The organism is Kitasatospora sp. NPDC059646, from assembly GCF_042734615.1.
Classification (GTDB): domain Bacteria; phylum Actinomycetota; class Actinomycetes; order Streptomycetales; family Streptomycetaceae; genus Kitasatospora.
In genome coordinates, this window is record NZ_JBHWDS010000023.1 from 73,486 (window position 1) to 87,654 (window position 14,169).

General features: G+C 72.9%; 10 protein-coding genes and 1 tRNA gene. 3 read left to right on the plus strand and 8 right to left on the minus strand.

Annotated elements, in window-relative coordinates; translation table 11 throughout:
• Positions 1-236 precede the first annotated feature (236 nt).
• From ACFV1L_RS18640 to ACFV1L_RS18660, 5 genes are read right to left on the minus strand one after another with little or no spacing between them, the layout of a single operon-like run.
• Entirely contained in the window at positions 237-1,694 is a 1,458-nt protein-coding gene (locus tag ACFV1L_RS18640) for a peptidoglycan D,D-transpeptidase FtsI family protein (protein WP_380367110.1), read from the minus strand.
• A complete protein-coding gene (locus tag ACFV1L_RS18645; RefSeq protein ID WP_380367112.1) occupies positions 1,691-3,181 on the minus strand; it encodes an FtsW/RodA/SpoVE family cell cycle protein in 1,491 nt (496 codons plus the stop codon). The genes ACFV1L_RS18640 and ACFV1L_RS18645 overlap by 4 nt, the downstream gene beginning before the upstream one ends.
• Before the next feature lie 30 nt (positions 3,182-3,211).
• Positions 3,212-4,735, minus strand: a complete 1,524-nt coding sequence (locus ACFV1L_RS18650) for a PP2C family protein-serine/threonine phosphatase (protein ID WP_380367114.1) — start codon at positions 4,733-4,735, stop codon at positions 3,212-3,214.
• 45 nt (positions 4,736-4,780) lie between these two features.
• Positions 4,781-5,302: an FHA domain-containing protein gene (locus ACFV1L_RS18655; protein ID WP_380367115.1), complete on the minus strand. Its 522-nt coding sequence runs from the start codon at positions 5,300-5,302 to the stop codon at positions 4,781-4,783.
• 12 nt (positions 5,303-5,314) lie between these two features.
• Positions 5,315-6,181, minus strand: coding sequence for an FhaA domain-containing protein (locus ACFV1L_RS18660; RefSeq protein WP_380367117.1), 867 nt, complete (start codon positions 6,179-6,181; stop codon positions 5,315-5,317).
• A gap of 351 nt (positions 6,182-6,532) precedes the next feature.
• Here ACFV1L_RS18660 and ACFV1L_RS18665 point away from each other — a divergent pair.
• A tRNA-Leu gene (locus ACFV1L_RS18665) sits at positions 6,533-6,616 on the plus strand.
• 101 nt (positions 6,617-6,717) lie between these two features.
• On the opposite strand, the gene ACFV1L_RS18670 is transcribed toward ACFV1L_RS18665, so the two are convergent.
• Both ACFV1L_RS18670 and ACFV1L_RS18675 read right to left on the minus strand, forming a co-directional pair.
• Positions 6,718-7,839 carry a sensor histidine kinase gene (locus ACFV1L_RS18670; protein WP_380367119.1) on the minus strand — a complete coding sequence of 374 codons (1,122 nt, stop codon included), beginning with the start codon at positions 7,837-7,839 and terminating at the stop codon, positions 6,718-6,720.
• Positions 7,836-8,504 carry a response regulator gene (locus ACFV1L_RS18675; RefSeq protein WP_380367121.1) on the minus strand — a complete coding sequence of 223 codons (669 nt, stop codon included), beginning with the start codon at positions 8,502-8,504 and terminating at the stop codon, positions 7,836-7,838. Before ACFV1L_RS18675 ends, ACFV1L_RS18670 begins: the two co-directional genes overlap by 4 nt.
• Positions 8,505-8,722: 218 nt before the next feature.
• Here ACFV1L_RS18675 and ACFV1L_RS18680 point away from each other — a divergent pair, with 218 nt between their 5' ends.
• Both ACFV1L_RS18680 and ACFV1L_RS18685 read left to right on the plus strand, forming a co-directional pair.
• Entirely contained in the window at positions 8,723-10,468 is a 1,746-nt protein-coding gene (locus tag ACFV1L_RS18680) for a phosphatidylglycerol lysyltransferase domain-containing protein (protein WP_380367156.1), read from the plus strand.
• A 208-nt stretch (positions 10,469-10,676) separates the two neighbouring features.
• Positions 10,677-11,444 carry a hypothetical protein gene (locus ACFV1L_RS18685; RefSeq protein ID WP_380367123.1) on the plus strand — a complete coding sequence of 256 codons (768 nt, stop codon included), beginning with the start codon at positions 10,677-10,679 and terminating at the stop codon, positions 11,442-11,444.
• A 27-nt stretch (positions 11,445-11,471) separates the two neighbouring features.
• Here the strand turns inward: ACFV1L_RS18685 and ACFV1L_RS18690 are convergent, their stop codons facing one another.
• Positions 11,472-14,153 carry a SpoIIE family protein phosphatase gene (locus tag ACFV1L_RS18690; protein WP_380367124.1) on the minus strand — a complete coding sequence of 894 codons (2,682 nt, stop codon included), beginning with the start codon at positions 14,151-14,153 and terminating at the stop codon, positions 11,472-11,474.
• Positions 14,154-14,169: the final 16 nt, after the last annotated feature.

The window sequence follows — 14,169 nt, forward strand, 5'->3', positions numbered from 1 at the left end:
CTCTGTTGTGACGCGGCCGCCGCCGCAGTGGTTTCACGGTGCCGGCGTCCGCGGTGACGGCCGCGGACTGGCTGCGGGTACACCCGCTGCTGGCGGATACGCTACCGGGCGAACCTGACCCGCCTGTGGCAGCCTGCCAGCTGAGACCAGACCGGTATCGACCCGGACCGTCCCATTGTGACAATTCCGGCCACCGATCGAGGATCGATGGCCGGAATGTGACGGATACGACCGATCTACTTGCCGAGCGCCGCCTGCATCATCGCCTTGGCGATCGGCGCGGCCAGCGAGCCGCCGGAGATCTCGTTCCGCTCGCTGTCGCCGTCCTCGACCACCACCGCGACGGCGACCTGCTTGCCGTCCTGGCCCTTGGCGTAGGAGACGAACCAGGCGAACGGCAGGCCCGCGTTGTCCTGGCCGTGCTGGGCGGTGCCGGTCTTGCCGCCGACCGTCGCGCCGGGGATCTTCGCCTTGCTGCCGGTGCCGTTCTGCACCACCGACTCCATCAGCTGCTGGAGCTTCTGCGCGGTGGCCGGCGAGACCGCCTGCGACATCTGGTGCTCGGTGTGGGTGGAGATCACGTTCCCGGCCGAGCCCTCCTGGGCGACCAGGTACGGCTGCATCAGCGAGCCGTTGTTCGCGATCGCCGCCGCCACCATGGCCATCTGCAGCGGGGTGGCCCGGGTGTCGTGCTGGCCGATGGCGTCCATCGCGGTGCCGTCGGGCTTGGAGTCCTTCGGGAAGTAGCTGGCGGTGGCCCGGACCGGGATGTCCACCTGGTCGTTGTTGAAGCCGAACTTCTCGGCCTGGGCGCGCAGCTTGTCGCCGCCCAGCTCGGCGCCCATCTTGCCGAACACCGTGTTGCAGGACAGGTCCATCGCGTGCTGGACGGTGGCGTCCCCGCAGTCCTCGGTGGGGCTGGCGTTGCGCAGCGGGGTGCTGGTGCCGGGCAGGATGTACTGGTCCGGGGTGTCGGTGGTGTCCGTCGGCTTCTGGTACTTGCCGGTCTCGAACGCGGTCGCCGCGGTGACCAGCTTGAAGGTCGAGCCGGGCGGGTAGGTCTCGCGCAACGCCCGGTTCAGCATCGGCTTGTTCGGGTCGTTGTTGAGCGCCGTCCAGGCCTTGGCGTCCTCGTCGGTGCCGCCCGCGAAGGTGCCCGGGTCGTAGGACGGGGTGGAGACCAGGCCCAGGATCGCCCCGGTCTTCGGGTCGATGGCGACCGCGGCGCCCTTCTTGTTCCCGAGGCCCTCGAAGCCGGCCTTCTGCACCTTGGGGTCGATGGTGGTGACCACGTCGCCGCCCTGCTTGGGCTTGCCGGTCAGCATGTCCAGGGTGTTGCGGAAGAACAGCCGGGAGTCGGTGCCGGAGAGGATGCCGTCCTCCAGCTTCTCCAGCTGGCTGGCGTCGTAGGTCTGCGAGGAGTACCCGGTGACCGGCGCGTACATCGGGCCGTCCACCCAGGAGCGCTTGTACTTGTAGCGCAGGCCGTTGACGAAGTCGGACTTGGTGACGGCCTGGCCGCCGACGATGATGTTGCCGCGCGGGTAGGCGTACCGGTCGTACTTTGCGCGGTCGTTGTGCGGGTTGTTGGCCCAGTCGGAGGCCTGCACGCCCTGCACCCAGTTCACCCGCAGCATCAGGGCGAGGATCAGGACCAGGCAGAAGATCGACACCCGGCGGATCGGCTTGTTCACGAGGACGCTCCCCTGCTCTGGTCCGGTGCGCCGGTGCCGGGTCCGAACCGCTCCGGCCCGGCCGGTTCCGGGATGGCGGCGGCCGGTTCGGCGGCCGGCCGGCGGGCGGTGTCGCTGATCTTCAACAGGATGGCGATCAGCGCCCAGTTCGCCACCACCGACGATCCGCCCTGCGCCAGGAACGGCATGGTCATGCCGGTCAGCGGAATCAGGCCGGTGACGCCGCCGGCGACCACGAACACCTGCAGCGCGAACGCCGAGCTCAGGCCGACCGCCAGCAGCTTGCCGAACGGGTCGCGGGCCGACAGGGCGGTGCGCAGGCCGCGCTGCACCACCAGGCCGTAGATCATGAACAGCGCCATCAGACCGGTCAGGCCCAGCTCCTCGCCGAACGAGCCGAGGATGAAGTCGCTCTTCGCCGCGAACTGGATCAGCCAGCTGCGGCCCTGCCCGAGCCCGGTGCCGATCGTGCCGCCCGAGCCGAGCGACATCAGAGTCTGCCCGATCTGCTCGGAGGACTGCGGCGGCGGCTTCGGCGCGAACGCCGCCATCGGGTCCAGCCAGGCGTTGATGCGGACCTTGACGTGTGGCTCGGTGGAGGCCACCACGGCCGCACCGCCGAGCGACATCGCCAGACCGAAGACGATCCAGCTGGTCCGCTCGGTGGCGACGTACAGCATCACCACGAACAGGCCGAAGAACAGGAACGAGGTGCCCAGGTCGGTCTCGAACACCAGGATCAGGATCGACAGCAGCCAGACCACCACGATCGGGCCCAGGTCGCGCCCGCGCGGCAGGTACAGGCCCATGAACTTGCGGCTGGCCAGCGCCAGGGCGTCCTTCTTGACCATCAGGAAGCCGGCGAAGAACACCGTCAGGATGATCTTGGCGAACTCTCCGGGCTGGATCGAGAACGAGCCGAAGCGGATCCAGATCTTCGCGCCGAAGTCCTCGGCCCGGGACGGGAAGAAGGCGGGCGCGGCCAGCAGGACCAGCGCCACCACCATCGAGATGTACGTGTAGCGCTGCAGGATCCGGTGGTCCTTCAGCAGGATCACCACGCCGATGAACATCGCGATGCCCAGCCCGGACCACATCAGCTGGTTGCTCGCCGCCGGGAAGTTGTTGCGCAGCAGCTTGCCGGCCTTGTCGAGCCGCCAGATCATCACCACGCCGAGCCCGTTCAGCAGCGTCGCCAGCGGCAGCAGCAGCGGGTCCGCGTAGGGCGCGAACCGCCGCACCGCCAGGTGCGCGCCGAGCGCCAGCACGCCCAGGCCCAGGCCGTACGAGAGCATGCCGGAGGGCAGGCTGCCGTCCATCGCCAGGCCGACGTTGGCGTACGCCAGGATCGGGATCAGCAGCGCGAAGGCCAGCATCAGGAGTTCGGTGTTGCGCCGGTTCGGGGCGTCGCCCGCCGCGGACCGGCCGACGGCGCGGCGCCGCCCGGTGGTGGGCGTGCTGCCGCTGGTCACGTCGAATGTGCTCATGCCTGTGGAACCCCCGGGATCGCCCCCGGCCTACTGCCCCGAGCAGGACACGGCGAGCTGCTGCTCCTGCTCGGTCAGCGGCGGGGCGGACGGCGCGGCGTCCCCGGTGGCCGGGGCGGCCTTGGAATCGGCGACCTTCTTGCAGACGGCCGCCTGCGCGCGCAGCGCGTCGACCTGCTTCCGGGCGTCGTCCAGGCTGCTCGCCTGGATGTTCTTGGCGACCTGGTCGCGCTGGAACGCGGGCAGGTACTTCAGTTCGACGTCGCCGAACTGCTGGTAGACGGAGCTGAGCTTCAGCCCGGCCAGGTTCTGGTCGAGGCCCCGGTAGACGGCGATGTGGCCGTTGTCGGTGCCCACGTAGTACTGGTTCTGGTTCCACTGCCAGGCGAACCAGCCGCCGGCACCGAGCACCGCGAGCACCAGCACCCCGATCAGGGTGAGCTTCAGGCCGCGCTTCTTCTTGCGCCGGCTCGGCGGGGCCTCGCCCTCGTACGGGTCGGCGGGGCCGCCGTACTCGCCGCCCTCACCGGGCGGGAAGGCGGCCGGGTCGCCGTAGCCGCCCGACGGGTCGTAGCCGTCCTGGTAGCCCTCGGCGGGGCCGAAGTCGCCGGCGGGGGCGCCGTAGCCGGGCTGCTGCTCGTAGCCGCCCTGGTAGCCCTCGGCGGGCCCGAAGGCGCCCTGCGGGGGCTGCGGGGCGCGGCCGAGGCCGGCCGCCCGGCCGGCGGGGGTGTCCAGCAGGTGCGGGTCGTGCATCGGGTGCGGCTGGGTGTCGGCGACCGCGCCGACCACCTCCGGGGCCTGCGTGACCTGGCCGCTCAGGGTGTCGGTGGCACCGACGTCGATCACGTCCGCGACGATGCAGGTGATGTTGTCCGGGCCGCCGCCGCGCAGCGCCAGCTGGATCAGCTCCTGGACGGTCTGCTGCGGCGCGTAGTAGCTGCCGAGCGTCTCCTCCAGGGTCTGGTGGCTGACCGGGCCGGACAGGCCGTCGGAGCAGATCAGGTAGCGGTCGCCGGCCCGGACCTCGCGGATCGACAGGTCGGGCTCGACCTGGCCGCGGCCGTCCAGGGCGCGCATCAGCAGCGAGCGCTGCGGGTGGGTCTCGGCCTCCTCGGCGGTGATCCGGCCCTCGTCGACCAGCCGCTGCACCCAGGTGTGGTCCTGGGTGATCTGGTCGAGCCGGCCGTCCCGCAGCAGGTAGGCGCGGGAGTCGCCGATGTGCACCTGGCCCATCCGGTGGCCGTCCCACAGCAGCGCGGTGAGGGTGCAGCCCATGCCTTCGAGCTGCGGGTCCTGCTCGACCATGTGCCGGAGCCGGTCGTTGGCGGTCTGCACCGCGTCGTTGAGCAGCGTCAGCAGGTCGGCGCCGGGCTGTTCCTCGTCGAGGCGGACGATCGACCCGAGCACCTCGGAGGAGGCGACCTCACCGGCCGCCGCCCCGCCCATGCCGTCGGCCACCGCGAGCAGGCGGGGCCCGGCGTAGCCGGAGTCCTCGTTCCCCTCGCGGATCAGGCCCTTGTGCGAGCCGGCGGCGAAGCGCAGCACGAGACTCATGCTGTCCGGGCCCTCCTTCGGGTGGAGCTGGTCCTCATGCGCTGACTACTTCCGCAGTTCGATGACGGTCCTGCCGATTCGGATCGGCACGCCGATCTGGAGCGGCGTCGGCGTGGTGAGCCGCTGTCGGTCCAGATAGGTGCCGTTGGTGGAGCCTAGATCCTCGACGGTCCACTGCCCAGCCTGATCGGGGTAGATCCTGGCGTGACGGGAGGACGCGTAGTCGTCGTCCAGGACGATCGTGGAGTCGTGCGCCCGGCCCAGCGTGACGGTCTGACCGTGCAGCGCCACGGTGGTGCCGGCCAGCGAGCCCTGGGTGACCACCAGGTGGGTGGGCTGCCCGCGGCGCTGCCGGGCCTGCTGCTGGGCGCCGCCGGGCTGCCCCTGCGGCGGCCGGCCCGCCCCGGACGCGGCCGGCGCGGCGGACGCGCCGCGCTGCCCGGAGGAGCGCGCGGCGCCCTTGGTGGTGAACAGGTCGCTGCGGATCACCTGCACGGCGACGATGACGAACAGCCAGAGCACGGCGAGGAAGCCCAGCCGCATGACCGTGAGGGTCAGATCAGACATACCGGCCCGCTTCTACCCTTCGACCTGTCGGTAGACGATGGTGGTCGACCCCAGGACGATCCGGGAGCCGTCGCGGAGCGTAGCGCGCTGGGTGTGCTGCCCGTCCACCACGATGCCGTTGGTGGAGCCGAGGTCCATGACCATGGCGGGCGTCCCGGGGCGGATCTCGGCGTGCTTGCGGGAGACTCCGGGGTCGTCGATCCGGATGTCGGCCTCGGTGGACCGGCCCAGGACGACCGCGTTCTGGCTGATCTGGTGCCGGGCGCCGTTCACCTCGATCCAGCGCCGGGTGCCGGCACCGCCGTGGCCCGCGCCGGGGAACGGCCGCACGTTGTTGCCGGCGGCCGGGGGAGCGGGCGGCATCGCGGGCGGGGCGGCGGGCGGCGGCGGGGCGCCGTACGGGGCCGCGGGGGCCTGGTGCCAGGGCGCGCCGGGGGCGGGCGGGGTCGGCGGGCGGCCGTACCCGGGCGGGGCGGCGGGCGGCGCGGGCGGCCGCGGCGGCTCCTCGGCGGCCAGGGTGCGGCTGCGCACCCGGTACAGCCCCGTGTCGAGGTCGTCGGCCTTCTCCAGGGCGACCTGCAGCGGCCCCATGAAGGTGTACCGCTGGGCCTCGGCGTACTCGCGGACCATGCCGGCCAGCTCGTTGCCGAGCTGGGTGGCGTAGGGGCTGAGTCGCTCGTGGTCGTGCGGGCTGAGCTCGACGATGAAGTCGTTCGGGACGACCGTGCGGTCCCGGTTCCAGATGGTGGCGTTGTTGTCGCACTCGCGCTGCAGGGCGCCGGCGATCTCCACCGGTTGGACCTCGGACTTGAACACCTTCGCGAAGGTGCCGTTCACGAGACCTTCGAGTCGCTGCTCGAACTTCTTCAGGACTCCCACGGGGCACCCCCTCTCAGGGCGTCGGTCGGGCCGGCTCGTCGGCTGGAAAGCGGTACTTCCGTACTGATCGTATCCACGCCCGGCCCTTCCGTACGGTTCCCCGGCCAGGTCGCGCCCGGAGGGTACCCACTGGGCGGTCCGCTCACCCGTTCGCACCGGCCCCGGGTTGCGGCCCGGCCGGACCCGTGCCGGGGGCCGTGGGGAATGGATTCGCAGGTGGGGTTCCGGCCGTGCTAATGTTTTCCATGTCGGAAGGGGCGCCCGCAAGGGAGCCGAACGGAAGGCCCGAAGAGATGCGCTAAGCTTCTCGGAGAGTCGAAAGAGCGACAAGCTCCCGAAGACAACACCCATGCGCGGGTGGCGGAATAGGCAGACGCGCTGGATTCAGGTTCCAGTGCCCGAAAGGGCGTGGGGGTTCAACTCCCCCCTCGCGCACAGCGAAGCCCCGCAGATCTCAGGATCTGCGGGGCTTTTTGTTGTTCCCGCCCTTGTGGTGCCGCCCCTGTGTTCCCGGCCGGTTCGCCTTCCGGCGTTTCTCAGGCGGGCAGGACGGCGTGCACGCTGAACCCGCCGTCCGGGGTGGGCCCGGCGGTGAAGGTGCCGCCGAGCAGGGCGGCGCGTTCGCGCAGGCCGATCAGGCCGTGGCCGCCGCCGGGCAGCGGGGTGGCGGGGCGGCCGGTCGGCGGGCCGTTGCGGACCTCGACGTGGAGCTTCCCGCCGCGGGCGGCGACCCGGACGGTGACCTCGGCGCCGGGGGCGTGCTTGCTGATGTTGGTGAGGCCTTCCTGCACGGTCCGGTAGGCGGCCCGTTCGACCGCCTCCGGCCAGGTGCGGCGGCCGGGGTCGAGCCGGCGGGTGACCGGCAGGCCGCTGCCGTCGATCAGCCGGGGCAGGTCGGCGAGGGTGGGCTGCGGGGCGAGCGGGGTGCCGGCGCCGACGCCGGCGGCGCGCAGCACGCCGACCATCTGCCGCAGTTCGTCCAGGGTGCGGACGGAGAGTTCGCGGATGGTGCGGGCACCGTCCCGGGAGGCCGGGTCGGTGCTGGCGACCTGGATCGCCCCGGCCTGGACGGAGATCAGGCTGACCTGGTGGGAGACCACGTCGTGCATCTCGCGGGCCAGCCGGGCGCGCTCGGCGGCCAGCACCTTCTCGGCGAGCAGCCGGCTCTCGCGCTGGCGGCCCTCGGTGAGTTCGGTGACGCGTTCGCCGAGCTCCCGGCGGGTGCGGGCGAGCATGCCGAGCGCGGCCGGTCCGGCGCCGAGCATCGCGGACTGGATGGCGTACAGCGCGTTGTCCCGGCTGAGGGCGAACAGGTCGGGGGCGAGCGGCCAGTGGAAGAACTCGACCAGGGCGAAGCAGACCGCGCAGGTGACCGGGATCCGCGGTTTCGGGTAGGCGGCGGCGACCGAGTACACGGCGGTGAGCGGGGCCAGCCAGATCTCGTTGAAGAACGCCCCGGGCAGGGTGAGCAGCGCCACCGTCAGCGGGTGGCGGCGGCGGCCGAGCAGGGCGAGCACGGACAGGGCGGACAGCGCGAGCTGCCAGGGCTCGGAGCCCTTGGCGACCAGCGCGGAGTCGAGGGCGGCGGCCGCCACCGGGAGCAGCAGGGTGGTGCGCGGGGAGCGCAGCCAGGCCCAGCGGTGGCGGGCGGCGGTCACCCCTCGTCCCGCCGGTCGCGGACCAGTCCGGCGCGGTGCGCGATGACGGCGGCCTGGACCCGGTTGGCGGCGCCGAGCTTGCCCAGGATGGCGCTGATGTGGTCCTTGACGGTGCCGGTGCCGAGGAACAGGCGGTCCGCTATCTCGGCGTTGGAGAGGCCCTCGCCGAGCAGGGCCAGCACGTCGAGTTCGCGGCCGGTGAGCCGGTGGGTGAGGGCGGTGGCGGTGAGGTCGGGGCCGCCGCCGTCCACGTAGCCGGAGATCACGGTGCGGGCGACCGTCGGGGAGAGCACGCTGCCGCCGGCGGCGAGCACCCGGACGGCGTGCACGAGCTGCTCGGGGGCGGTGTCCTTCAGCAGGAACCCGGCGGCGCCGGCCCGCAGCGCGGTGCCGATGTACTCGTCGGTGTCGAAGGTGGTGAGCATGGCGACGGCCGGCGGGTCGGGCAGGGCGCGCAGCCGGCGAAGCACGCTGATGCCGTCCAGGTCGGGCATCCGGACGTCGAGCAGCACGACGTCCGGGTCGAGGGCCCGGGCCTGCTGTTCGGCCTGGCCGCCGGAGCAGCCGCCGACCACCTCCAGGTCGGGCGCCGAGCCGACGATCAGGCCGAGCCCGGAGCGGACCAGCACCTCGTCGTCCACGATCAGGACCCGGGTCGGCGGCATGTCTCTCCCTCGTGGGGTCGGGTTCGGTCCCAGGAGCGGCCCGTCACCCCCGCCGATCGGCGGGGGTGGGAATCCGCTACCGGATTCACGCAATTCTCATCTTCCCTGGGCAACCATGGAAATCCGGGGTGGAGTGCGCACACCGCGCGCGGATGCGCCCCGATGTTCGATCGTCTGGAATGGTTGCTGTGTCCACAGTGAAGACGGCTGCCTCGGCCGTGTCCCCCGCCCGGGGAGAGGGCTCCGGCCCGCAGGAGCGCTGGCGCAAGCGGGCCGCCGCGTCAACGGTCTGGTACCTGCGGCTGGTCGCGCTGCTGAACCTGGTGGCGGTGCTGTCGGTGCCGTTCCGGAACCAGGTGGAGCGCCACAACGAGGGGGAGTTCTTCACCCCCTACCTGGTGACGGTCGGCCTGACCTCGGTGGCGCTGGCACTGTTCCTTGCGGTGGCGATGCGCCGCCGCAAGCGGGCGGCGTGGATCTTCAACACCGGGCTGGGCGGGCTGACCTTCGTCGGCTACCTGGCGCTGCTGGTCTGGGGCCAGCACTTCGCCTCCCACCCGTGGAACTACTTCTCCGTGGTGCTGACCGGCCTGTTCCTGGTCGCGCTGCTGGTCTCGCGCCGCGAGTTCACCTCCAAGGGCGACCGCTCCAACCCGAAGACCGCGGTGGCCGCGGCGTTCGGCGGCCTGGTGCTGGGCGGCCTGATCGGCTCGGTGCTGGTGCAGCTGACCAACACCGTCGCCGGGGCGGGCTTCGGCACCCGGTTCAGCTACTCCGTGCACCGGATGATCACGCTGACCCCGTCGGCGAAGGTGGCCGACGTGGTCGCCGTGCCGACCTGGGTGAACGCGGCGATCAACGCGATGAGCGCGGTGCTGTTCCTGGTCGTCGTCTACGTCACGTTCCGCTCGCCGCGCGGCGAGGAGCTGCAGACCGACGAGGACGAGCGGAAGCTGCGCGAGCTGCTGGACCGGCAGGGCGAGCGGGACTCGCTGGGCTACTTCGCGCTGCGCCGGGACAAGGCGGTGGTCTTCTCGCCGAGCGGGAAGGCGGCGGTCGCCTACCGGGTGGTCGGCGGTGTCACGCTGGCGTCCGGCGACCCGATCGGCGACCCGGAGGCCTGGCCGGGCGCGATCGACGCGTGGCTGGCCGAGGCCCGCGAGCACGCCTGGGTGCCGGCCGTGATGGGCGCCTCCGAGGAGGCCGGCGTGATCTACGCCCGGCACGGGCTGGACGCGCTGGAGCTGGGCGACGAGGCGATCGTCGAGCTGGACGAGTTCTCGCTGGACGGCCGGGCGATGCGGGTGGTCCGGCAGGCCTACAACCGGGTCAAGCGGGCCGGGTACACGGTGCGGATCCGCCGCCACGAGGACATCCCCGAGTGCGAGATGGCCGAGCTGGTGGCGAAGGCCGACCACTGGCGGGACGGCGCGACCGAGCGCGGCTTCTCGATGGCGCTGGGCCGGCTCGGCGACCCGGGCGACGGGCGCTGCGTGATGCTGGAGTGCTTCGACGGGGACGGCGAGCTGCGGGCGCTGCTGAGCTTCGTGCCATGGGGCGCGCACGGCCTGTCGCTGGACCTGATGCGGCGCGACCGGGACAGCGAGAACGGGCTGATGGAGTTCATGGTGATCGAACTCCTGCAGCGCGCGAAGGAGGTCGAGCTGGAACGGGTGTCGTTGAACTTCGCGATGTTCCGCTCGGTTTTCGAGCGCGGATCGAAGCTGGGTGCCGGCCCGGTGCTGCGGCTGTGGCGTTCGGTGCTCGGATTCTTCTCGCGCTGGTGGCAGATCGAGTCGCTGTACCGGGCGAATGCGAAATACCGGCCGATCTGGGAGCCGCGTTATCTGCTCTTCGAGAAGAGCAGCGAAATTCCCCGGATCGGCATCGCCTCGGCCCGCGCGGAGGGTTTCATCACGGTGCCGAGCATGCCCGCGCTGTTCCGTCGGCGGCATCAGGGCTGAGCGCGACTTCCCGGCCCCGTGGGCCCGGGACGGTGGTCCCTCCGCCGGGGGGCGGAGCGGGCCCGGAGATCAGACCCCGGTATGACACGACCCGTCTTGGAAGCTGATGCCTCCGGGCAATCCGATGCGTAGTGTCGAAGAAGAGGCACGGAAGAACAGGACGGACGTCGGAAAGGTCCGAACGTCGTCGGGACGGGAGCACCGGGTCGTGAAACGGATCACCCACGCGGGGGGCGTGCGGTCGGGGCCCGGGGCGGTAATCCGCCGGGCCGCGACCGCCGAGTGGGGGGCGCTGTTCGGCACCGTGAAGGAACGGGTGCTGCGCCGGAAATTCGCCGCGGTTCCGCTGGCGACGGCGGCGACCGCGCTGGTGCTGCTGTTCTCGATCGTCCAGCACCTGCCGGGCGGGGACCGGTTGGTCGCCGACATCGGGGTGGTCAAGGCGGCACTGCCGCTGGACGTGTCGCTGCTGCGCACCCCGCTGTCGCTGTACGTGCCGGCCCTGGACCTGCCGGTGTGGGGGGCGCTGGCCCAGGTGTTCCTGGTGTTCGGCGTGGCGGAGATCGTGCTGGGCCGGCGGCTGACCCTGGTCGTCGCGTACGTCTGCACCCTGGCGGGCACGCTGTTCGCCCGGATCGCCGTCGCGCTGGGCCCGCACCACCTGCTGGGCTTCCCGCGCTGGGTGGCGCACGTGCGCGACACCGGCCCGTCCGCGGCTGTGGTGGCGCTGGCCGTGGTGGTGGCGTTCCGCTGCCGGGCCTGGTGGACGGGCGGCGCCGTGATCGGCGCGATGGTGGTGGAGGCGGCGGTGCTGCCGAACCTGGCGGGCCTGGAGCACCTGGTGGCGATCAGCACGGCCGTGCTGATCGCCGTGTGGATCGAGGTGTTCGGCGACTACTGGCCGCGGGTGCTGTCCGGGGTCGGCGCGGCCGCCTCGGTGGCCGCCCAGGGCCGGACCCGGGCGGTCGGGGTCTGAGCCCTCCCCGCCGGGTCCTGCCGGGGCCTAGGCCCGCTCCCTCGGCAGCGGCATCTCGAAGTAGACGACCTTGCCGACCGCCTTGCGGGCGGTGCCCCACTTCTCGGCGAGCTTGCTGACCAGGTTGAGGCCGCGGCCCTGTTCGGACAGCGAGTCGGCGGGCTCCAGGGACGGCAGGTTGTGGTTGTCGTCGCTGACCTCGACCAGCAGTTTGTCGACCCGGATCAGCTGCAGCTGCACCTCGGAGCGGGCCACCCGGACGGCGTTGGTGACCAGTTCGGAGACCAGCAGCTCGACCGTCTCGGACAGTGCGGTCAGCTGCCAGGCGGCGAGCTGGTCGCGCACCAGGCGGCGGGCCCGGCCGACCTCCAGCTCGGTGACGCCCAGCTGCCAGGTGGCGACCTCGGTCGGCGGGACGCCGTCGAAGCGGGCCACCAGCAGCGCGATGTCGTCCTGCCGGTCGTCGGAGTGCAGGGTGTTCAGCACGGTGTCGCAGGCCTCGTCCGGGGTCTGCTTGGGGTCGATCAGGTTGCCGCACAGGGCGGCCAGGCCCTCTCCTATGTCGCCGCCGCGGACCTCGACCAGGCCGTCGGTGCACATCACCAGCATCGAGCCGTCCGAGACCTCGATCCGCTTGGCGACGAACGGCACCCCGCCGACGCCGATCGGCGCGCCCGAGGGCAGGTCGAGGAGCTCGCCGCGGCCGTCGGGGTGGACCAGGACCGGCGGGACGTGGCCGGCGGAGGCGAGTTCGCAGGTGCGGTTGATCGGGTCGTAGACGGCGTACAGGCAGGTGGCGAGGTGGTCGTCGCCGAGCTTGTGGGCCAGGTTGTCCAGGTGTCGCAGCAGCTGGCCGGGTGGCAGGTCGAGGGCGGCGAGGGTCTGCATGGCGGTGCGGAAGCGGCCCATCGCGGCGGCCGAGTGCAGGCCGTGGCCCATCACGTCGCCGACCACCAGGGCGACCCGGCTGCCGGGCAGCTGGATGGCGTCGAACCAGTCGCCGCCGACCTCGGCCTTCCGGTCGCCCGGCATGTAGCGGTGGGCGATCTGCACGCCGGGGATCTTCGGCGGGCGGGACGGGATCATCGAGCGCTGCAGGGTGGTGGCGACCTTGGACTCGGCGCGGTGCAGCCGGGCGTTGTCCAGGGAGAGCGCGGCGCGGGCGGCGATCTCCTTGAGGGTGTCGGCGTCGGCGCGGGTGAACGGCGCCCGGTCGGACAGCCGCAGCAGCTTGAGGATGCCGAGCACCGCGCCGCGCGCGGACAGCGGCAGCACCAGCATGGAGCGGCCCACCACGGCGGGCTCCAGCTCGGGGCCGCCCAGCGAGGCCGCGTAGTCGACCGCGACGTCCGCGGAGATCAGCGGCACCAGCACCGGCTGGTTCTCCTGCAGGGCCAGGCCGGGCGGGGTGGAGCGCGGCATGGCCAGCAGCGAGCCCTCGTCCAGGACGTGGCTCCAGCGCGGCGAGGAGGCGTTGAAGGTACGGGCGACGCGGCGCAGGACAGTGCGGTCGTCCGGCGGGTCGGCGGGCAGTTCGCCGTCCGAGAGCAGGCCGTCGAGCAGGTCCACGCAGGCGAAGTCGGCGACCCGGGGGACCAGCACCCGGCACAGTTCGTGGGCGGTGGTGTCGAGGTCGAGGGTGGTGCCGACCTGGCTGCCGACCGAGGCCAGCAGGGCGAGGTCGCCGTCGTCGGGCAGGCCGCGGACCACCTCGACGCCGCCGGCGGCCCTGGCGGGGCCGGGCAGGACGGCGGCGGGGGACGGGGCCGGTTCGGGCGGGGCGGCGGGGTCGATGGCGGGGCCTCCCGGGGTCGGGCCGTGGGCGGCGGCTTCGCGTGGGGCGGGGACGGTGGCGCCGGCTGCGGGTCCGGCAGCCTGTATCCGTACCCCGAGCGGGCCGCGGGCACCCGCGCCGCGCTGCGGCTCCGCGGGGCGGCGGGCGGTGCGCTCGCGCTGCTGGGCGGCCCGCTGCTGCGGGGTGGGGTAGCGGCGGCCGATCCCGGCGGCGACCCGGGCGGTGCCGGACGGCCCGCCCGGCGAGGACTGGTAGGGCAGCACCGGCAGCAGCGTGGCGTCGTCCACCCGCAGGGCGGGCGGGCCGGCGGCGGCCAGCGCGGACAGCAGTCGGCCGCGGCGCTCCGCGGAGCAGGTGGGCAGCAGGGCGGCCAGCGCGTCGGCGGCCTGCCCGGCGGGCGGTGCGAAGGCGGCGGTGACCTGTCCGGGGCGGCCCCCGGCGGGCGCGGCGGCGTACGGGACGAGGCGTTCGCCGAGGGCGATCCGGGGGCCGGAGGCGCGCAGCGGGCGGGCGTCGGCGGCCAGGGCGAGCAGCGAGCGGCCGGCCGGTTCGGCGAGCGGGTAGGCCCACCAGAGGATGTCGCGCTGCCGGTCCTCGCGGTCGTGGACCGTCATCGCGCCGGCCCACGGGCCGTCCGCGGCGAGGTCGTCGAGGGTGTCGAAGGCGTCGCAGCGGTGTGCGGGGGAGTCCGCGGTGTGGCGGGGGCAGACGGCGGGCAGCAGGCCGTGCGCGGTGCGGCCGGCGGCGACGGCGGCGCGGTGGCCGAACAGTTCCTCGGCGGTGCGGTTCCACACCGCGATCCGGCCGTCCGGGTCGACCAGCACGGCGGCGACCCGCAGCAGCGCCACCACCCCGGCGGGGCGGCCGCCCGGCGGGTCCGCCCGGTCGGGTGCGGAGATGGGCTGGTCCACCATGGATATCGGTCTGCCC